The sequence below is a fragment of the Gilvibacter sediminis genome (assembly GCF_028561565.1).
GTDB classification, from domain to species: Bacteria; Bacteroidota; Bacteroidia; order Flavobacteriales; family Flavobacteriaceae; genus Gilvibacter; species Gilvibacter sediminis.
On the sequence record NZ_JAQQTE010000004.1, the window covers coordinates 153,158 to 174,083 of the forward strand.

At 45.1% G+C, this 20,926-nt stretch carries 14 protein-coding genes; 10 read left to right on the forward strand and 4 right to left on the reverse strand.

The genetic code is table 11. From position 1 onward, the window contains the following. The first annotated feature begins 103 nt into the window (after positions 1-103). The 10 genes from POW22_RS07935 (at position 104) to POW22_RS07980 (ending at position 15,190) form a co-directional block, all read left to right on the forward strand. Positions 104-2,902 carry a choice-of-anchor I family protein gene (locus POW22_RS07935; protein WP_272832103.1) on the forward strand — a complete coding sequence of 933 codons (2,799 nt, stop codon included), beginning with the start codon at positions 104-106 and terminating at the stop codon, positions 2,900-2,902. A gap of 87 nt (positions 2,903-2,989) precedes the next feature. Continuing rightward, a complete protein-coding gene (gene menA, locus POW22_RS07940) occupies positions 2,990-3,901 on the forward strand; it encodes a 1,4-dihydroxy-2-naphthoate octaprenyltransferase (RefSeq protein ID WP_272832104.1) in 912 nt (303 codons plus the stop codon). Positions 3,902-3,940: 39 nt separating this feature from the next. After that, positions 3,941-4,621, forward strand: a complete 681-nt coding sequence (locus POW22_RS07945; RefSeq protein WP_272832105.1) for a metal-dependent hydrolase — start codon at positions 3,941-3,943, stop codon at positions 4,619-4,621. Continuing rightward, entirely contained in the window at positions 4,622-5,674 is a 1,053-nt protein-coding gene (locus POW22_RS07950; RefSeq protein WP_272832106.1) for an o-succinylbenzoate synthase, read from the forward strand. Between the two features lie 3 nt (positions 5,675-5,677). Continuing rightward, on the forward strand, positions 5,678-6,631 hold the full coding sequence (locus POW22_RS07955; RefSeq protein ID WP_272832107.1) for a CPBP family intramembrane glutamic endopeptidase: 954 nt from the start codon (positions 5,678-5,680) through the stop codon (positions 6,629-6,631). A 21-nt stretch (positions 6,632-6,652) separates the two neighbouring features. Then, positions 6,653-7,732 (forward strand): AMP-binding protein, encoded by a 1,080-nt coding sequence (locus POW22_RS07960; RefSeq protein ID WP_272832108.1) that lies wholly within the window; start codon positions 6,653-6,655, stop codon positions 7,730-7,732. Positions 7,733-7,798: 66 nt separating this feature from the next. Next, positions 7,799-8,248 carry a hypothetical protein gene (locus POW22_RS07965; RefSeq protein ID WP_272832109.1) on the forward strand — a complete coding sequence of 150 codons (450 nt, stop codon included), beginning with the start codon at positions 7,799-7,801 and terminating at the stop codon, positions 8,246-8,248. A gap of 211 nt (positions 8,249-8,459) precedes the next feature. Continuing rightward, positions 8,460-10,667 (forward strand): carboxypeptidase-like regulatory domain-containing protein, encoded by a 2,208-nt coding sequence (locus tag POW22_RS07970; RefSeq protein WP_272832110.1) that lies wholly within the window; start codon positions 8,460-8,462, stop codon positions 10,665-10,667. A gap of 67 nt (positions 10,668-10,734) precedes the next feature. Continuing rightward, entirely contained in the window at positions 10,735-13,833 is a 3,099-nt protein-coding gene (locus POW22_RS07975; protein WP_272832111.1) for a hypothetical protein, read from the forward strand. 34 nt (positions 13,834-13,867) lie between these two features. Further along, entirely contained in the window at positions 13,868-15,190 is a 1,323-nt protein-coding gene (locus POW22_RS07980; protein ID WP_272832112.1) for a M24 family metallopeptidase, read from the forward strand. Here the strand turns inward: POW22_RS07980 and POW22_RS07985 are convergent. From POW22_RS07985 to POW22_RS08000, 4 genes are all read right to left on the reverse strand, one after another. Continuing rightward, positions 15,187-16,743 carry an amidohydrolase family protein gene (locus POW22_RS07985; RefSeq protein ID WP_272832587.1) on the reverse strand — a complete coding sequence of 519 codons (1,557 nt, stop codon included), beginning with the start codon at positions 16,741-16,743 and terminating at the stop codon, positions 15,187-15,189. The genes POW22_RS07980 and POW22_RS07985 overlap by 4 nt on opposite strands. A gap of 69 nt (positions 16,744-16,812) precedes the next feature. Continuing rightward, positions 16,813-18,072 (reverse strand): MFS transporter, encoded by a 1,260-nt coding sequence (locus POW22_RS07990; RefSeq protein WP_272832113.1) that lies wholly within the window; start codon positions 18,070-18,072, stop codon positions 16,813-16,815. A gap of 1 nt (position 18,073) precedes the next feature. Next, positions 18,074-19,135 carry an AhpC/TSA family protein gene (locus POW22_RS07995; protein WP_272832114.1) on the reverse strand — a complete coding sequence of 354 codons (1,062 nt, stop codon included), beginning with the start codon at positions 19,133-19,135 and terminating at the stop codon, positions 18,074-18,076. A 31-nt stretch (positions 19,136-19,166) separates the two neighbouring features. Beyond that, positions 19,167-20,795, reverse strand: coding sequence for an acyl-CoA carboxylase subunit beta (locus POW22_RS08000; RefSeq protein ID WP_272832115.1), 1,629 nt, complete (start codon positions 20,793-20,795; stop codon positions 19,167-19,169). Positions 20,796-20,926: the final 131 nt, after the last annotated feature.

Sequence of the window (20,926 nt, forward strand, 5' to 3'; positions counted from 1 at the left end):
ACCTGCCAATAATCACAATAGGGTAATATTCTTCTAAAGTTCAAGCGGCTTTGCGGCGGTAATTTTAACGTGATTTAAATCCAACAATATTTATCAAATTGACATGAAAAAAATTACAACGACCTTATTATTACTCGGCGGGATCTTTGCTTACGGACAGGATGCTGGCGTAAGTACTGTCATTGCCGGTACCAGTTTTGAAGAGCCCGCTGCGGTTGGCGGTTCTTATACAGACACCGGTGATGCTGCAGTGGCTCACGATCTTGTGAACAATGCGGGAGAGCCTTTAGTGGATTATGTAGCAGCCGCTACTGAACTCGGTTTTGACGCTGTTTATGAACCTTACGACACTCCTGGTTCTGGCCTTACGGATGGTGACTTTGTAGGAGTAACTGATTTTACAGGAGCTGTAGGTGCTTATACCGATGGTACTCAAGGTTATCAGATCTCTGATTCCGACGGAAACATGATCACCACTTTTGATCTTGTAGACCTGGGTGGGTTTACCAACAATGAAGTATCCATGGACCTATTTATTAATAGCACCGGTTATGAAGGTGATGGAACTGTAAATGAAAGCGGTTCTGACCGTATCCGAGTATATGTAGTTGATTTGACAGACGGCAGTGAATACGATCTTTTAGACACTACTGGTTCAGATATTAATGACTTAGCCATTGAAGGCGCTTGGCAAAACCTAAGTGTTAGCTTGCCAGATAACGCTCAGGCGGAGTTGGTCTTTGAAGTTCGTACCAACTCTTCTTCAGAAGCGGTTTATATGGACAATGTGGTCTTTACTGGTGAGGAAGTTCCTCCAGCAGTAAGTTTTACTTTGCCTTTTAATTCAGTTCCAGAAGAAGGTGGAAGCATTGAAGTAGAAGTAGCAATTGCAGAAGCACCTGCCGCAGATGTTACTGTGGATGTAGTTTTGGTATCTGGTGGAACTGCTGCAGAAGGAGCTGATTTTACCTATGCCGCTACCCAAACTTTGACCTTTCCTTCAGGGAGTTCAGCTCCGCAAGCGCTCAACATTCCAATTATCAATAATACAGCTGATGGAAGTGATGTATTTTTTGTTTTAGAGCTGCAAAACCCCTTAGGAGTCTCTATTGATGGAGATGACTTAACTGCGATCTATATTTTAGACGACGATACCGTGGTTCCTACGGCAGACCCTGCTGTTTTGGACATCAACTTTGTTGACAGTTATTTGGTAGACGGTTCTGGAACTGCAGAGATCACTGCATATGACGCAGATACCCAACGCCTTTTTGTAACCAACTCCAACAGTGTGGAGATCCTTGATTTTAGCGATCCTTCAAACATTTCTTCTATTGCCACTGTTGATGTCTCTGGTTTTGGAGACGGCGTGCAGTCGGTAGCGGTAAACAACGGAATTGTCGCTGCGGCCATTGCTGCCGATCCTGCAACAGACCCTGGAGTGGTATTATTTATGGATACAGATGGAGGTTCTCAGTCTACAGTGACCGTAGGAGCCCTACCTGATATGTTGACCTTCACGCCTGATGGAACCAAAGTTTTGGTAGCCAATGAAGGAGAGCCTAATGATGATTACTCCATCGACCCAGAAGGTAGCATTGCTGTGATTGATGTTACCGGAGGTCTTGGATCTATTGATGATTCAGATGTGACGATCATTGACTTCAACGCCTTTGACGGTACAGAAGCGGCTTTAAATGCGGCCAATATCCGTATTTACGGCCCTGGGGCTAATGCTTCTCAAGATTTAGAGCCCGAATACATCACTGTTGCTAACGACAGCCAAACCGCTTATGTGGTGTGTCAAGAGAACAATGCTTATGCCGTTGTTGATTTGAACACCAATACGGTGACGGATCTTTTTAGCTTCGGGTTGAAAGATCACAGTTTGCCACAAAACTCTTTAGACGTTTCTGACGAGACTGACTTTGTATTTAATGCCAGTTGGCCAATTTTTGGAATGTATATGCCAGATGCCATCGATTTCTATGAAGTAGGAGGTACAGGCTATATCGTTACTGCCAATGAAGGCGATGCACGTGAATATGACACTTATGTTGAGGAATTCAAGATAGACGATGATGAATACACTTTAGATCCAGCTGTGTTTAGTGATATCGATATTTTAGAGCTAGAATCTAATTTGGCAGAGATCAATGTTTCTAACGCCTCTGGAGATACAGACGGTGATGGAGAATTTGAAGAGATCCACGTTTACGGAGCGCGTTCTTTCAGTATTTACAATGCAAACACTGGAGCACAGGTCTTTGACAGTGGAAACGACTTTGAAGTGATCACCGCCGCAGATCCAGTTTACGGTGGCATCTTCAATGCTAGCAATAGCAATAACAACTTCAAAAACCGTTCAGACAACAAAGGGCCTGAACCAGAAGGTGTAGTTGTTGCAGAGATAGGAACTTCTTTTTACGCCTTTGTCCTTTTGGAGCGTATTGGAGGTTTTATGACCTATGACATTACAGACCCTAACAATCCGGTATTCATTGAGTACAACAACTCTCGCGGAGCTGTACCTGGAGAAGATGAATCTGGAGACCTAGCACCAGAAGGTGTGGTTTATGTATCTGGAGAAGATAGCCCAACTGGGATTGCGCATTTGGTGATCTCCAATGAGGAGAGTGCCACTTTGAGCATTTGGTCTCTAGACAATGTATTGAGTGTGGATGAGTTCCAAACTACTGACGATAAATTCACCATCCATCCAAACCCCACAACCAGCACCGTTTTCTTTAGTACTCCTGGAGATTACACCATTTACGACATTCAAGGAAGATTGATCGTACAACTTAAGCAACAGGCATACTTTGATGCTTCTGGCTTGCAGACTGGCGTTTACCTGATCCAAGATCAAAACGGACAGATACAACGTTTGCTTAAGAATTAGTTTTACTAAATCTGCTATTTACTGAATTCGCCCCTTCACGAAAGTGTGGGGCGGATTTTTTTTGCCGTATTTTTGCAAAAACACTTTATGAGTACCACCAAAGCTTGGATCAGTGCAGCGCGCTTGCGCACCTTACCGCTTTCAGTTGCAGGCATCATTGCAGCTGCGGGCTTGGCCTTACGAGCTGATCTGTTTGATCTCTACATTTTTCTTGGATCACTTTTTACGGCCATTGGGTTTCAGGTGCTTTCCAACTTTGCCAATGACTACGGAGATGGTGTTAAGGGTACCGACAATGAAGATCGGGTAGGGCCCATGCGGGCCATGCAAAGTGGAGCCCTTAGCGCTGCGGACCTCAAAAAGGGAATGCTCATTACCGCTTTGATCACTTTGGCCTTGGCCATTGGGTTGATCTATCGTGCCTTTGGGTTGGAGCAATTGCTTTACGGGGTTGTGTTTTTGGTCTTAGGGGTAGCAGCCATCATTGCTGCAGTTAAGTATACCGTTGGTGATTCTGCCTATGGCTATCGCGGTCTCGGAGATGTCTTTGTGTTTATCTTTTTTGGATTGGTCAGTGTGGTGGGGGGCTACTTCCTTTATGCCCAACAAGTAGAGGTTTACGCTTTTTTGCCCGCCGTTGCTATTGGCCTTTGGAGCGCTGCAGTTTTGAATTTAAATAATATGCGCGATAGGGAGAGTGACGCCAAAGTGGGCAAGAATACCTTGGCTGTTAAGCTGGGCAAAAACGGTAGCTTAAACTACCACAGCTTTCTAATTCTTGGAGGTTGTTTAGCCGCGGTAATAGCCATTTATCTCAATTGGGAGCAATTTAGCTATTGGAGTTTGTTGCCTTTTTTAGCGGTCATTCTGCTCAATAAGCATTTAGTTGCGGTGAGAAAAACGGCTGATCACAAAAAGCTGGATCCACAGTTAAAGGTCGTGGCACTATCTACCTTTTGCTACGCCATACTTTTACTGATCTCTCACTTGGTTTCCTAAGCGGAGAGTGCGTATCTTTAGGTCAAAACAACAGCGAGCATGGAGATTCAATATTTGGGGCACAACACCCTTGCAATAAAGACCAGTACACACAACATTGTCATCGATCCTTTTATCAACGGAAATCCACTGATCGAGGACAAATCTATCTTAGATTCTTTAAAGGCTGATTTTATTCTGCTCACCCACGCCCATCAAGATCACGTTTTAGATGCGGAGGCTTTGGCCAAACGCACAGGGGCTACCATTGTATCCAACTATGAAATTGCCATGCACTATGGCGCAAAGGACATTCCGGTACACCCCATGAATCACGGCGGACATTGGAGTTTTGATTTTGGCCGCGTGAAGTATGTGGCTGCGGTTCACACCAGTGGTTTTGCAGACGGAACCTATGGCGGGGAACCTGGAGGTTTTGTCATTGAGGCCGATGGAAAAACCGTCTATGTAGCTGGCGATACCGCCTTGACCATGGACATGAAACTCATTCCTTTAGAATACAAGCTGGATCTAGCCATCCTTCCCATAGGCGATAACTTCACCATGGGTTATAAAGATGCGGTACACGCCAGTGATTTTGTGGAGTGTGACCGCGTAATGGGGGTTCACTACGATACCTTTGGTTATATAGAGATCGATCAGCAAGCAGCTCGTGATGCCTTTGCAGCGGCGAACAAGCAACTGGAACTCTTACCGATTGGCGGATCATTGACCGTTTAAATGAAAGCCAGTTATCAATCCTACATCTTAGACTTTAAAAGACCCAGCGGAACTTCTCGTGGGATCTTGACCCAAAAGCAATCCTATTTTCTTCAGCTTAGAGATGGGGAGCGATGGGGAATTGGCGAATGCGCTTTGCTGCGTGGACTGAGTATAGATGATCGACCCGATTATGAAGCCAAGCTGGATTGGCTCTGTGATCACATCAATGAGGATTTTGACTATCTCATGACTGAGTTGATAGAATTTCCATCTATCCGATTTGGTTTGGAGATCGCTTTGGCGTCACTGCGCAGTGAGGATCCTTATGAACTATTCCCTTCGGATTTTACGCAGAAAGAAACGCCCATTCCCATCAACGGACTTATTTGGATGGGAAGCCCAGAATTCATGACGGCCCAGATCGAAGAGAAATTGGAGGCTGGTTTTGATTGCATCAAGATGAAGATCGGCGCTATTGATTTTGAGCAGGAGCTAGCAATACTCAAACACATTAGAGATCGCTTTGATGCGAATACCATAGAATTGCGCGTAGATGCTAACGGCGCCTTTGCGCCAGAGCTGGCCTTGGATAAACTAAAAAGACTCGCGGAATTTGATCTGCACTCCATCGAACAACCTATAAAACCCAAACAGTGGGAGGCTATGGCGACCCTCTGTGAGCAAACGCCATTGCCTATCGCTTTGGATGAAGAACTCATCGGCATGCATGATCCGGCAGAACAAGAGCGAATGCTTAAGATCATCAAACCGCAGTATTTGATCTTTAAACCGAGTCTGCTGGGTGGTTTTGCGGCCACAGACGGGTGGATCGCTGCTGCAGCTAAGCAGGAGATTCCTTGGTGGATCACTTCCGCCTTGGAAAGCAACATCGGTTTAAACGCAATTTGTCAATATACCTTTTCAAAAAGAACTATCTTGCCCCAAGGTCTGGGAACAGGCAGTCTGTATACCAATAACACGGAGTCCCCTTTGGTGGTGGAATCTGGATTTATCAGATACAGTCAGGCAGGAACCTGGAACTTGAACATGTTGAACCTAAAGCCTTTATAAGTCATGTATATCGCACAGGCGTATAAATCACTTTACCAACCGTGGCGCTACCTTTTGGGGGTGGTCATGGTATTTATCGGAACCCAATTGGGTTCTATTCCTTTTGTTGTAGCCATTTTTATGAAGCAATCTGCAGAGGGCGGAAGCATGCTGGAACTCACTGACGAGACCGATATGCTCAACATTTTAGATTCCAACAGCACCTTCTTTTTTATGCTCTTGGGCTTTGCAGTAGGACTTTTGGCTTTGTTTCTATGGGTGAAATACGTTCATAAACAAAGCATTACCAGTCTAACTACTTCTCGTAAAAAGATTGATTGGGGCCGATTTTGGTTCGGCTTTTTACTCATTGGAGTGACCACAACGGTGCTCACAATTATGGATTATTACGGCAATCCGGACGATTATGTGTTACAGTTTGATGCCAAGCTTTTTGCCATCTTGGCATTGATCGCGGTGATCTTTATACCCTTACAAACCAGCATGGAAGAGTACTTGTTTAGAGGGTATCTCATGCAAGGAATCGGTGTGATGAGCAGAAACCGTTGGTTGCCGCTTTTGATCACTTCCTTTATTTTTGGAATGTTGCACTATTTCAATCCGGAGGTAGATAAGCTCGGGAATATAGTGATGGTGTATTATATCGGGACCGGTTTGTTCTTAGGAATCATCACCTTGATGGATGAGGGGATGGAACTCGCCTTGGGCTTTCACGCCGGTAACAACCTAATCGCAGCCCTTTTGGTCACTGCAGATTGGACCGTTTTTAAGACCAACTCGGTATTCTTAGATGTATCAGAACCCGCAGCAGGATTTGACGTATTGGTCCCTGTATTGGTGATCTATCCAATATTCATCGCCATAATGGCCTTCCGCTACAAATGGAAAAATTGGTCAGACCGACTCTTTGGGAAGGTACCGCCTCCCCCAGAGCGAGACCCAATCGACTTCCTGTAAACAAAAATTTCCCCCATTAAAATGTTTGTCCATCCTGATTTTAAACTCAACGGTCTGAGCTACGACAGTGCTCAGGATCTCTTGGAGTTTACTGCTGTTTTGCAACAGCAGGGAGCGGCTCATGAAATGGCGCTTGCCGCCTTTATTAGTGAGTGGGCAAATAATGAGGGCCACATCATAACAACAACCTCCGGTTCAACGGGAACTCCTAAGCCAGTAAAGCTCTCTAAAAATGCGATGGTTCACAGCGCAAAGACGACGGGTGAGGCTTTAGAGCTAGGCCCTAAAACAGAGGCTTTACTATGTTTGCCTTCTGATTTTATCGCTGGGAAAATGATGATAGTTCGCGCCTTGACCCTGGGTTGGCATTTGCACGTGGTTGCCCCTTCCATGGAAGCATTGACCGAATATGATTCGGCCTATGACTTTGTGGCTATGGTCCCGGCCCAGGCCATGCATTCCATCAGCGCCTTGGAAAAAGTAGGCACCTTGCTCATTGGCGGAGGAATGGTATCCAAGCAATTGGAGCAGGCCCTTCAAGATGTAGCTACCAAAGCTTTTGTTTCATACGGAATGACCGAGACGGTGAGCCATATTGCGCTCAGACGATTGAACGGAGCTGCTGCTTCTGCAAATTACAAAGCGGTTTCTGGGGTTAGTCTTTCTCTGGATCCTCGTGGCTGTTTGGTCATTGAGGCTCCTGGAATCTCATCAGTTCCTGTCGTGACCAATGATCTGGTGGAGTTGATCAGCGAAACGGAATTCAAGTGGTTGGGACGCATTGATAATGTCATTAATTCTGGTGGAATTAAGATCTTTCCAGAACAGGTAGAATCAGCCTTAGAAGAACAATTAGATGTTCCTTTTTTCATTGCAGCAGAGCCAGACCCTGTTTTGGGACAACGGGTGGTACTGGTAGTAGAGAGTCCTTCTCCAGACGGGAGTCCTTCTGGCGTCCATAAAGGCTTGTTTGACGGCTTGCCTAAATACTCTCGACCTAAAAAGATCTACGGGGTCTCTAAATTTAGATATACGGAAACCGGAAAGATCCGTCGTAATGAAATCCTATCCTTATTGCAGAATTACCCGAATAAAAGTTAATCCTTGGTATGGTTTTTGACTTTTCTAAGTGAAATTTAAGATATTTGTACTCTAAAAGATAGACTGATGAAGTTGAAGAATTTACTCCTGATAACAATTTTGATCTTCGGATCCTTAGGTACTGCCGCGGCACAAAACCTCGGACAGATCCAACGCGGACAACGCGGATACGTCCCGCCACCGCTTCCTAGAGATCAAGGGGCCATTGCCATTGAGAATACTTTAGAGGATATTGATGAGAAAATGGATCTGTATGCAACGGAGTTTGAACTAGACGCTTTTGAAAAGGCGGTGGTCAAGAATTTCATTGTGGAATATGAAAAGGAGAAAATGGGCATTATGGCTGACGAATCCATCGCTTATGATGTAAAGCAACAGTCCTACAAAAAGCTCAACGAGAAACTTTCTGGCAACTTGGTGACTGTATTGACAGAGGAGCAGGTAGCGCGTTTTGGGGAATTGCATTTCAGTGAGAAAAAGAAGAAGAAAAAGAAACGCAGAAACAGAAACAACTAATACAAAGGGCCTCAGGCCCTTTTTTTTATGCAGTATCTGGAGCATGGACTGCTGCGATTGACAGTAAGCCTTTAACGGATTTACCCAGCTTTTGGAAGATCATTCGTTTTTTTGAACTTAAGCGGAGGTCTCTAGCAACTAAAGAGAATATCAATTATCTTTAGGGAACTGGTATCATGAAATCCGCTTGGACTAACTAACCACTATTGACATGAAAAGACTTGCACTTCTCTTATCCCTTTCCTTTGTTTGTTTGGCCAATTCTTTGGCGCAAGATGCTGTTAAACAGCTTACCCTTTTGTACGATACCTCCTATGATATGCAGGACAAGGATTTTGCTGCCGAATTGCAGTTTCTGGATTCCTATTTCAATCAAAACCCTGAGGTGAAGGTGCGGTATATTGCGTTTAGCAATACCGTAATCCAAGAAGGGAATTATACAATAACGTCTGGGAATTGGAACGGACTGCGAAGAGAGTTAGAACAAAGTATTTATGACGGTGCTGGGAATTATGACAATCTTTTTGAGGGGATAAATTCTGATGTGATCTTGGTCACCAATGGCCGCGCAGATCTGCAATCGTTTCCATCTGATTTCAACCATAAGATCAACGTGATCTGCAGTGTGACCAATTCCAATCAAAAAGGTTTGGAAGGGCTTGCCTTGCGCACTGGCGGTACCTTTTTCAACGTTTTTGCAACTACTAAGGAAGTTCCTGCAGGGGATGGTATCATTACCGTGAGTGGAACGGTTGCCGATGCCAATGGACCTTTAGATGGTGTGTCGGTCTTTAATCGAGAAACGGGCGCCCGCACTATGACCGATGCCTCAGGAAATTACAGTTTGAATGCCAAGATCAATGGAATCTTAGAATTCACTTATGTAGGGAAGAACAGTCTTTTGACTCGCGTACCAGAAGATGGTGTAAAGAATGTGCAAATGATCGCTGGGAGTGAGGTTTTGGATGAGGTGATCCTTACGGCAACCTTAGAATCCAATGAAGATGAGGTCAATACAGGCAATATGCGCGTGGCTAGAAAACGCCTCGGATATAATATAGAAACCATTACCGATGAAGATATCAGCGATCAGGACATCACGCTAGAGACCGCCATTCAAGGGCAGTTTTCAAACATAAGCCTCAAACCCGATCAGGACATTACCCAGTTCTTATCACGTGGGAACAATATGACTATACTTTTGGATCAAACCGGGCTCATCGTAGTAGATGGTGTGCCCATTGAAAGCAGTCCTGGTGCTTTGAGTGGGGTTACCACCGGAAATAACGGAGTTGGAACGCTTAATGATCGATCTATTTTTGGTCAAGGCGGATTATTAGATCCTGCAAATATTGCAGACATCACCGTTTTAAAAGGTCTGGCTGCAACCAATAAGTACGGTACTTTGGGTAGAAACGGAGTGATCTTGGTCACTACTAAAACAGCTGCAGTGAGTAAAGGAACCACACGTGATAGCGCCATTCCTTTAGGAACTACCGCGACCTATACCGGAACCGCAGAAGATATGGCGGCCCTGCCAGATACCCCCTATATGAAAGCCCTGCAGCGTGCGAATAATATAGACGAGGCCTATAATATTTATTTAGATCAGCGTCAGCGCTACGGACGTAGTTCGTCATTCTTTATTGATGCAGCAAGTTATTTCAAGGATTGGAACAACGATGTATTGGTCTCTCGAGTTTTATCCAACGCAAAGCTCGTAGCAAAATCAGCCAGTGAATTACGCGCAACAGCCTATCAATACGAGAACCTCGGCCTATATAAGGAAGCCCTAAGTATCTATGCTGAGCTCGTGGAAGCTTGGCCAGAGCAGGTTCAAAACTACCGCAATTTGGCCTTGGCTCAAGAAGCAGCCGGCATGCCTAAGGAGGCTTTAGAAATTTACAAAGCCATTGACAACAAGACCTTAGCGCAAAACGGTCAATTGGGGAATTTGCAATCCACCTATGTGAAAGAGTATAAAAACCTTTTGTTCCGTCACAGACGCAATTTAGATCTTACCGGAGTTCGCGATTTTTTCAAAAGCAATGTGACTCACCGAGCACGAGTGGTCTTTGAGTGGAGTGATTACGACGCAGCTTTTGATCTGCAGATCGTGAACCCGCAGAATCGTTTTTTTACCTGGAAGCACGACCAAACTTCAGATGCCTTCCGCTGGGCAGATGAGCAATCCTTGGGCTATGGTCTGGAAGAGTTCTTCATGACCAATCAAGATGTGGGCGAGTGGCTGTTCAACGTCAATTACAAAGGCAAGATCACGGGAGACAATGCGCTGCCGACCTATTTGAAGGTAACGGTCATTTATGATTTTGGAACGCCAAACCAAAAGCAGGAAGTTCAACTGGTTCGTCTTGAAGATCTAGGCAAAGAACAAACGGTACTTAAGGTGAATCTATAGTCGTATCATTTTTTTTTCTACCTTGAGCTAAGCTTTCTGAATGTCCCTCCCCGCATAATTTTACACTATGCAAAAATGGTTTCTTAAAGGGCTCAATCCATTAGTCATCCTGTGGATACTTCTTTCACTGATCCTGCTCTTCTGTACAGCAAAATTTAGACTTAACGACTATATCGCTGCGCCCCAACACGGCAAATTTGAGAATTTTGACCTGATCACCAAATACATTGTCAACAACGGCAAACTGCTGTGGTATCGGGCCTTTTTTATCGTTGATTTTGTCTGGGCTCTGGTCTTTCTATCACTACTGGTCAACATAGTGATGAAGATGAATCGCATTAAAAGCAGCGACCTCAGAACCCGCAAGTTCGGATTGATCCACGTATTCACCATAGTGGTTTTCTTTGCCTATGTTTTTGATGTCATTGAAGGCTTTGCTTATCTTTTTTATTGGAAGGGTTGGGCGTCATTCTTTTCAGATGCTAAGGTTGTGGCCTATGGACTTACCATAGGACTCTTTCTCTATTGGGCCTTAAAACGGTTTGTTTTTACAGATTTCCGTTCGTGGTTCCGATTCTTCCAAACCTCCATTTTAAGCATACTCTTTATAGCGATCGTTTACCTCTTGCTCACCGCCATGCCGCAAGGAGGAACGCTCATTGTGGATTTGTTCAACAACCCTTGGAATATTGTTTTATTGTTCGCTTTGTTGACCTTTTTAGCAATCATTCTGAGTCATTTCCCCGTTTATGTCGATATATGGCTCCACGGTCATAATACCGGGATCAAACTTTTTATGGCAAAGACCTGGCACCGGTTTGCAGGTTGGGGGATCATCTATTACGGAACCCAATTATTACCTGGAGAGAAGCCAGCACTAAGCTTTGGTAATAAGCGCGTAAGTTCGCTGAGAAGGAGCTTGGGGATCTTGCTGTACATCGCTATGTTTCACATCATTCTCGGGGTGGCAGAAGGCTTTTACGGCTTGTATTTCAATGCATCGCAGATCACAGCCTTCTTGTTGATCCTATCCTTGATCATCTACGCGGCAAAAGGGCAGGAGTATACCTTTTGGAAGGAGACCTTGACAGATCCAAACTGTTCCGATCTGCAGAAACAGGAAGTGATTAAAACCATAGTTCGTTATGTAGCTCGTTTTCCAAAATACTTTGCCTTTTGTTTGTTCATGGTTGCATTGACTACGGTTTGCGCCATCTATTTCGGGTGGAGCCGCTGGACAGTTCTATTTTTCTTAGTCACCTTGGGCTTGCAGCTGTTCTTATACATCTACTTTAAACTGTGCCGAACCTATTTTAAGTATGTCTTCTATTCTCAAGCCTTGTATGATTACAATTCGGACATGTTTGACGAGAATCGCAGACAGCTTTTTTTAAAATATCATCCCAAACCCAAGTTGGGGGAGCAATGGTACCTCAAGCAATATGGGAAACTCAGTGATAACGTCCGCTATTTGATCTTGATGCAGATCAGTGGGGTGTCTTCATTTGTGATCTTGTTGGCGGCTAATTTTAGTTTTGAACTCGCACAAGCATTGAATCCCTTAGTGATTATCCTGCTCTACATCATTTTGTTCTACTCGATCATCATCATCACCTTTAAACACATACTGTTCTATCAGCGCAGCGCTACGAGTGTTAAGAAATATCGCGAATGGTTCCGTTATGGAATACCTGTGTTGGTCATCCTGCTTATTGGGTGGGCCTTTTACAGCACCTCCTTGCCTAATGATTTGCACGAGTTAGCGGTAATAGAAAGGGAGCAGCCTCAGATCAATTCCGATAAGTATCTGGAGAGGCGCACCAAAGATATTCCCAATGGTGGCAAACGCAACTTTTTCTTTGTAGGGTCCTACGGAGGAGGGCTTAAGGCCAATTTGTGGAATATGCTACTGTTCAATGAACTGGACAAGCGCAGCGACGGTAATTTCAGTGCAGAGACCTTGGTGATGAGCGGTGTTTCTGGTGGTGCTGTGGGGATTGCCAATTACGCTTCCATTGTCAATGAGAACGATGATCCTGCGGCTAGAGCGGAAGCCATATACAATATCGGAACTTCCAACGTATTGAGTAATGAGCTTGTGTATCTATTGGGTAAGGATTGGCTTAGAGAATACATTCCGCTAACCTATAACGGCAAGGACAGATCTTATAAGAGTATGCAGGACCATGCGCGCTTTACGGGTATGGGAGATCGCTACCACACCAAAACCTTCTCTGATTATTGGTGGGAATTACAGCAAAAGCGCAAAGGCAAGTTTCCTATACTAATCATGAATACTACCTCTACCATTGGTCGCCAAGGGGTAGTGAGTACGGTTAATTTTGCGCCAAACACCTTCCCAGCGGCAGACAACCTTTCAGACTTTAAAGACAGCTGTGGAGAATGTGGTTTGACCTATTTTGGTGCAGTCTCTACCACCAATCGTTTTCCGCTCTTTAGCCCATCTGCAGAGATCCGTGGTAAGGGAACTTATGTAGACGGAGGGTATTTTGAGAATTCCGGTATGCTCAGCACCTTGGAGATCTATGAGACGCTCCAAGCAGAATCCGGGGATTATCACACCAAGATCCAGCCGGTTTTTGTCAATATTATAAATTCTTTGGATTATTACGTAGCCTATAAAGTGCTCGAGGATTGGAATTTTAAAAAGGTTACTCAAGAGAAATCCGGAGAGCTTGCAGCCATCTTAACTACTGTGGTCTCCATTGATAAGTTGCCACGCTATGTTTTTGATAAGATCGAAAAGAAAGGATTTGTGGTGGAACCCATTATGATGCCCCATCGCATTACCTATGAGCGGGTAAAAGCGGTTTTGCGCGGCGATGTGGATGACCCGGTCAGGCTTATGAAGTACATCAAAAGACATAACGACACCATAAGTTGGGTGCTGCGTGATTATGAGAATTATAACCTGCGGCAATGGGGCGTGGTAGAACCGCCTTTAGCGCGTGTTTTGAGCGAGCCCGCGGTTCGATATCAGGAAGCGATGGTGTTCTTTCACCCGGAGGTACAGCGGGCCCTTGCGCGCATTGATGCCTACCTGAATACTCCAGAGATCATTGACAATTCCTTCAAGCAGCGCATACAACGCAGTATGAAAACGGACAGTCTGATCAATCCGTATCAGAACATAAAGAAGCAATAGTTGTTTTGTATCTTTAGGCTTTAATCCAGCCATCATGAGAATTCTATTTTTCGTCGCTTTTTTGCTGACACAGTCTGTTTTTGGTCAATACGAGATTCTTTCAGAGCGTGACCGTGCCACCCTTAAAGATGAGATCCTTGCAGATCGATTCAACAATCTGCTACCCGAACTCATGGATCGAGCTGGGATCGATATGTGGATCCTAATTTCTAGAGAGTATAATGAAGATCCAGTAATGCGCACCATGTTGCCTGCTAAGTGGTTGAACGCACGCAGACGCACCATTTTGGTTTTTTATCGAGACGCTGCTAATGGGACTATTGATAAATTGGCCGTGGCGCGTTATAACGTGGGAGAGAACATACAGTCTGCTTGGAATAAAGAAGAGGAGCCGGATCAATGGAAGGCTTTGGTACGTTTGATCAAAGAGCGCAACCCTGAGAAGATCGGGATCAATACTTCAGATTACTTCGGAATTGCTGATGGTCTTGTCAAGACCGATTACGAGGGACTCTTGGGGGCCTTACCTCCCGAAGAAGAAGCTAAATTGGTATCCGCAGAAAAGCTCGCCATAAGTTGGATAGAAACCCGTACGGAGATGGAAATGGAACTCTACAACACCTTGGTGCAGATCACTCACGATATCATTGCAGAGGCATTCTCACGCAAAGTGATCACTCCTGGAGTAACAACTTCTGATGATGTGGTTTGGTGGATGCGTCAAAAGGTGACCGACCTTGGGTTGGAGACTTGGTTTCACCCAACTGTGGATATTCAACGCAGTGATGAAGCGCTAAAGAGTCATATAGAGTCTTTTTCCAATGGCTATAAAGACAAAACCATTATGCCTGGAGACTTGCTACATTGTGACTTTGGAATAACCTATATCGGGCTCAATACAGATTGCCAGCAACACGCCTATGTTTTACAAGAAGGGGAGACCGAGGTTCCTAGTTATTTAGCGGATGCTTTTAAACTCGGAAATCGATTGCAGGACATACTCACCGGCAATTTTGTGACCGGTCGTAGCGGGAACGAGATCCTTTTAAAATCATTAGGAGAGGCCAAAGCAGAAGGACTGCGCCCATCCATCTACACACATCCTTTAGGAACTTATGGCCACAGCAGTGGTCCTACCATTGGTATGTGGGATTCTCAAGGTGGCGTTCCTGTTAATGGGGATTATCCTTTATATCCCAATACGGTCTATGCCATTGAACTCAATACCACGGTGCGTATTGAACCCTGGGATAAAGACATTCGCGTAATGTTAGAAGAAGCTGGATTCTACGGCCCTAAGGGCTTTAGATACGTCAATAAGCGCCAAGAGGCCATCATTGCCATTCCCGGTAATTAATCTTTGATTCCAGGTTGCTGTAAAGTGAAGCCTTCCGCTTCTTTGGCGGCGTCTACCATGGCTTTTACGTCTGCCAATAAGGCTTTGGCGTCATAGATGATGCCGTCTTTGATGGTGTATTTTACCCCGCCAACACGAACCACTTCGTTGTCTTCTGTAAGTTTGATGGCACCCGTGCCGTAAAGCACTTTGAGATTTTCAAGCGGATTTTCTTCTACGATCACAAAATCTGCCAGCTTACCGATCTGTATAGAACCGAGATCTTGATCGGCACCTAAGGCCTCTGCACCGTTTAAGGTAGCAGATCGAATTACTTCTAAAGGATGGAATCCGGCCTCGCGCAACAATTCAAGTTCTCTGATGTAAGCAAAACCGTAGAGTTGAAATATAAAACCGCTGTCAGAGCCTGCGGTAACGCGGCCTCCACGATTTTTGTATTCGTTGATGAACGTCATCCAAAGGCGGTAATTCTCTTTCCAGGCCACTTCCTGCTCAGTTCCCCAAAAGTGCCAATAACTCCCGTGAGAGATCTTACTGGGTTGGTAAAAACGCCAAAGAGAAGGCAAGGTGTAGTCCTCGTGCCATTCCGCTCTACGCGCACGCATCAGATCCCGACTGGCCTCATAAATATTGAAGGTTGGATCTAGTGTAAAGTCTAGCGAAAGCAGTTCTTCCATAACCGCATTCCAATGCTCTGAATAAGGCTCCGCAGCTTGTTGCCAGAGTTTACCGGCTTCTCCAAAACGATGTTGTTCATTCTGATAGTTATAATCCAGCGGATAGTTTTGAACCGTCCTATCGTCAAAAAGTGCTTCGGGCAAGCCGTACCAATGCTCCATACTGGTCAATCCGGCACGAGCGGAGTGTAATACATTCCAACGCGCAACACTCATCTGCGCGTGATGCATTGCAGAACGCAAACCAAGCTTGCGGTTTTCATCTAAGGCTGCTGTCATGATCTCAGGTTCTGCGCCAAAGAATTTGATCCCGTCCGCGCCGCGTTCCGCATTGGCTCTAACCCAGCGTCGGGCCAATTCTGGCGTGCTGATCGGTACATCATCCAAAGGGTTAAAACTGCTTGAAGTCTGTCCGAATCCTGTATATGCAAATATTCTAGGGGCGATGATGCTGTTGGCTGCAGATCTCTTTTTTAAGTCTAAAGTCCAGTCAATGCCACGCCCAGAAGGTTCCCGAACCGTCGTTATCCCATGAGCCATCCATAATTTGAACACATAGTCCCAGTCTGCGCCTTGAGCCACACCACCGATATGTCCGTGCATATCGACAAATCCAGGAAGCAGATACATGCCTGTGGCATCTAGTTCACGCCCACCGGCTTTGAGTTTTGGTCTGCTGGAATCTTTAATTTCCACCCCAGGATATCCCACAACTTGAATTTGGGTGATCCGGTTTCCTTCTACGACGATGTCAATAGGACCTCTAGGAGGAGAGCCGTCTCCGTTGATCAAAGTAACTCCGCGAATGATTAGTTGGTCGTAAGGCCCTTCACCTTCGGTTTGGGCATAAGAAATTAGTGTGAAGCATAAAGCCATGAAAAGGCTAAAGCGTTGTGTGAATGATTTCATGAATGGTTGTATAGTTGCAACCAAAAAGGTACGGATTTATTTTCGGTTGATCCGCAGCAGCACCAAAGAAGCCAAAAGCCCCACAAGAGCAAAACCTCCAAGCATTAAGAATACATAGCGGTATCCTTGAGCTCCCGGCCAAGTGTCAATCAAATAGCCCATGGCTGGGCTGGTAAAGATATCGGGAGTATATCCGATCAGTGAAATTAAACCTACCGCTGTACCTGTGAGGAGCACAGGAACCTTACTCTCTTTAAGTGTTGCGAAGTACAGAGCGCGAGCCCCGTAAATACCTGTAGCGCATAGCAAGACTCCCATAACAAAGAAATAGGTAGCATCAGCTTCAATGAATCCGAAGCCAAACAAAGCAGCACCAATCACGCTCAGCACAAAACTGATGGTCAACCAACCGGTCACATGAGATCGGTCTGCTAAAAAGCCAAAGAGCAAGCCGGTTATTGGACGTAAATAAAGAAGTGTAGCGCCAGTCTTTGCAGCCTCTACCTCATTAAAGGCCATAACGTCTCGCGCGTAGCGTGAGAATACATCGGTCAATTTATAGCCTACGTAAGCAGACAGTATGATGATCATTAAAAGCCAAACTGCAGGAATTTTAAGAACCGTCCAGATATCTTGCCAACTGATCTTACTGAGTGTGGTTTCTCCTTCGGTGTCGGATTTCATAAAAAACCAAACCAAAACTCCAATTACACTGACAATGACCGTGGTAGTGTAGATCACGTATGAGAATACCTCTTGCCGCTCTGCCGGGCTTATTTCAGTGATATCCGCAGAAGAAAATGCAGCTAATATCCAAATACCCATAGAGGCGAAAAGCGCTCCGACCAAGCCGCGTCCGCCGTCAAGAATACCAAAAGCACGGCCCTGACTTTGATTGCCACCCCATACACGCGTGGCCTTGATCATGGCAGCCCAAAACAAAAAGATGGTCGTAAAACCCCAATACCCAAAAAGGATCTTTAAGCCTATTATAGAAGGATAGCTAGCCATATACAAGCCTCCAGCTGCAGTGGCCCAAAGGGAAACGGCCATTAATTTTCGAGCGGGATATTTATCGGCGAGTGGTCCGCCAAAAACATAGGCGCCAAAGGCTACAATTCCATAGATGGATTGGGCAGTGCCAATTTGAAAGTTGGTGATCTCAAAGGCATCTAAAAAAGTCTTTCCAAAGACGCGTATCAAAACAAAAGGCAGAATAAAGACCGCCTCTCCTGCTAAGATCAACAGCAAGAGATAGACGCTTCTTTTAATGCCTGGAGATAGGGTGGTGCTCAATTTATTTTAAGAATCGTGCTTGTAAATCATGCAGTTTGATATCGGCTTCAACCACCGTACCCGTGCTGTCAATTAAGATGTTTCTCGGAATGGAAAGCAGATAAAACTGTTCTGCTGTTGGACTGTCAAAGCCTAAGGTGTCCGCAACCTGCTGCCAATTGAGTTCGTATTTCTCAATAGCGGCTTTCCAAGCTCTGGTATCCTCATCTATGGAAACTCCAAAGATCATAAGGTCTTTGCGCTCGGTATTGGAGAGCAATTCCACATATTCTGGCATTTTCTCCAAGCAGGGTCGGCACCAGCTCGCCCAAAAATCCACTAGCGTATATGCACTCTGCGTGGGATCTAAGGCAGTGAGTTCTCCCTCAGTATTGATGAGCTCAATCTTACCAACTGGCTTTCCTGGCGCATAACGGGTATCCTTTATGATCTTATTGTCAATCAACATCAGGTCGTCTGGGCTTTGAACGTCTTTATCCAAAACGGCCAATAGCTCCTCAGTTCTCGCGACTGTTAAGAATTTTGGATCCATGGTGTAATCGGCCAATAATTTCCCAGCAAAGGGATGGGAGGGATTGGCGTTTACAATTTCCGCCACCTTGTCAATGATTAGCGTATTGTAATCTGGATTGTCTTTGATGCTTTTGCGATAGGTTTGAAAGTTATCGGAGAGCTGATCTCCGTAGGAACCGACTATAGAATCCGAAGTGAACATATAATAGGTTTCGTTTCCTGAGGGCTGAGAGGCAGTAGTTAGAAAGACCTCACTTTCTCCGGGCTCAACGTAGAGGTAAGCTACGCCAGAGGGCGGCTGCATATGCAGATAGCCTTGAACAGGGTAGGGTACTTCACCATTAAAACTAAAGCGTCCATTCTCAACTTTAACGGAATCTTTTACCCGATAGGTCGAGTCTCCTGGATGGGTATAATTCAAAAAGAGATAACCGTCATAATCACTGATGGTTCCACTAATTGCATAGGTTTTGGGTTCTTCTGCTTCTTGACAAGCAAAGAAGGTGACTGCCAGTAAAAGAAGGGCAGTCCTTTGGATTGATGAGTTCATAGATTGTTTAGCTAGTACCCTAAGATACAAACTAAACTTGAAGCACTCCCATGTTGAAAGGCTTTTCTATAGGTGCGTGGTTCGCGGCTTCAATCCCCATACTGATCCAGGTTCTGGTGTCCATCGGGTCGATCACTGCATCCGTCCAAAGACGTGCCGCAGCGTAATAGGGAGAGATCTGCTCGTCATAACGCGCTTTGATCTTGTCGTAAAGGGCAGACTCTTCTTCTTTAGAGATCTCTTTTCCAGCCTTTTTAAGCGATGCCGTTTCAATTTGCAACAACACCTTAGCTGCTGAGTTTCCACTCATCACAGCCAGTTCTGCACTTGGCCAAGCGGCAATAAGTCTTGGGTCATAGGCTTTACCGCACATGGCGTAGTTTCCAGCTCCGTATGAATTTCCAATAACGATGGTGAACTTAGGCACCACACTGTTGCTCACAGCATTCACCATTTTAGCACCATCCTTAATGATACCGCCGTGCTCACTTTTGGACCCTACCATAAATCCGGTTACATCTTGCAGGAACACCAATGGAATTTTTTTCTGATTGCAATTGGCTATAAAACGCGTGGCTTTATCTGCGGAGTCGCTATAGATCACTCCCCCGAATTGCATTTCACCTTTTTTGGTTTTGACGATCTTCCGCTGATTGGCAACAATACCAACGGCCCAGCCGTCAATTCGGGCATAACCGGTCAAAATGGTTTGTCCATAACCCGCTTTGTATTCTTCAAATTCTGAATTGTCAACCAAGCGCTCAATGATCTCGCGCATGTCATATTGCTCGGCGCGAGAGGCGGGGAGCAGGCCAAAGATCTCTTCAGCGTCTTTGGCGGGTTTGCTTGCCGCTATTCTATTAAAGCCAGCCTTGGGATTCTCTCCCAGCTTGCTCATTAGGTTTTTGATAGTTATTAGCGCGTCAGCGTCGTCTTTGGATTTGTAATCCGTAACTCCAGAGATCTCGCAATGGGTAGTGGCTCCGCCCAAAGTTTCATTGTCTATGGATTCACCAATGGCGGCTTTCACTAAATAACTTCCCGCAAGGAATATGCTTCCCGTCTTATCCACGATCAAAGCCTCATCGCTCATGATAGGAAGGTAAGCTCCACCGGCTACGCAGCTTCCCATAACAGCAGCGATCTGTACAATGCCCATGCTGCTCATAACCGCATTGTTTCTAAAGATGCGTCCAAAGTGTTCTTTGTCTGGAAAGATCTCATCCTGCATCGGTAGATAAACACCGGCACTGTCCACCAAATAGATAATAGGCAGACGGTTCTCAATGGCAATCTCCTGTGCTCTTAAATTCTTTTTAGCGGTAATGGGGAACCAAGCTCCAGCCTTCACAGTAGCATCGTTGGCTACAACTACACATTGTACGCCCTTCACATATCCAATCTTTACCACAACGCCTCCAGAAGGACAACCGCCGTGTTCTTTATACATACCGTCTGCAACAAAGGCACCGATCTCAATACTCGGTTTTTTGTCATCCAATAGGTAGTCAATACGCTCACGAGCAGTCATTTTACCCTTAGCATGAAGCTTTTCAATACGCTTTTCACCGCCTCCTAATTTGACTTTTGCCAGGCGATTTCTGAGGTCAGAACGCAGTAATTTATTGTGGTCTTCGTTTTTATTGAAGCTTAGATCCATGAATGTGGATTTTGTCAAAATTACGAAATACCAAAGGATTCCAGAGGTTTGCTAACCATAAATCCTTCCTAAATATTTACATGGAAATAGTTACCTTGGAAAATAAATTTATTCTTTTTAAATTTGTACCA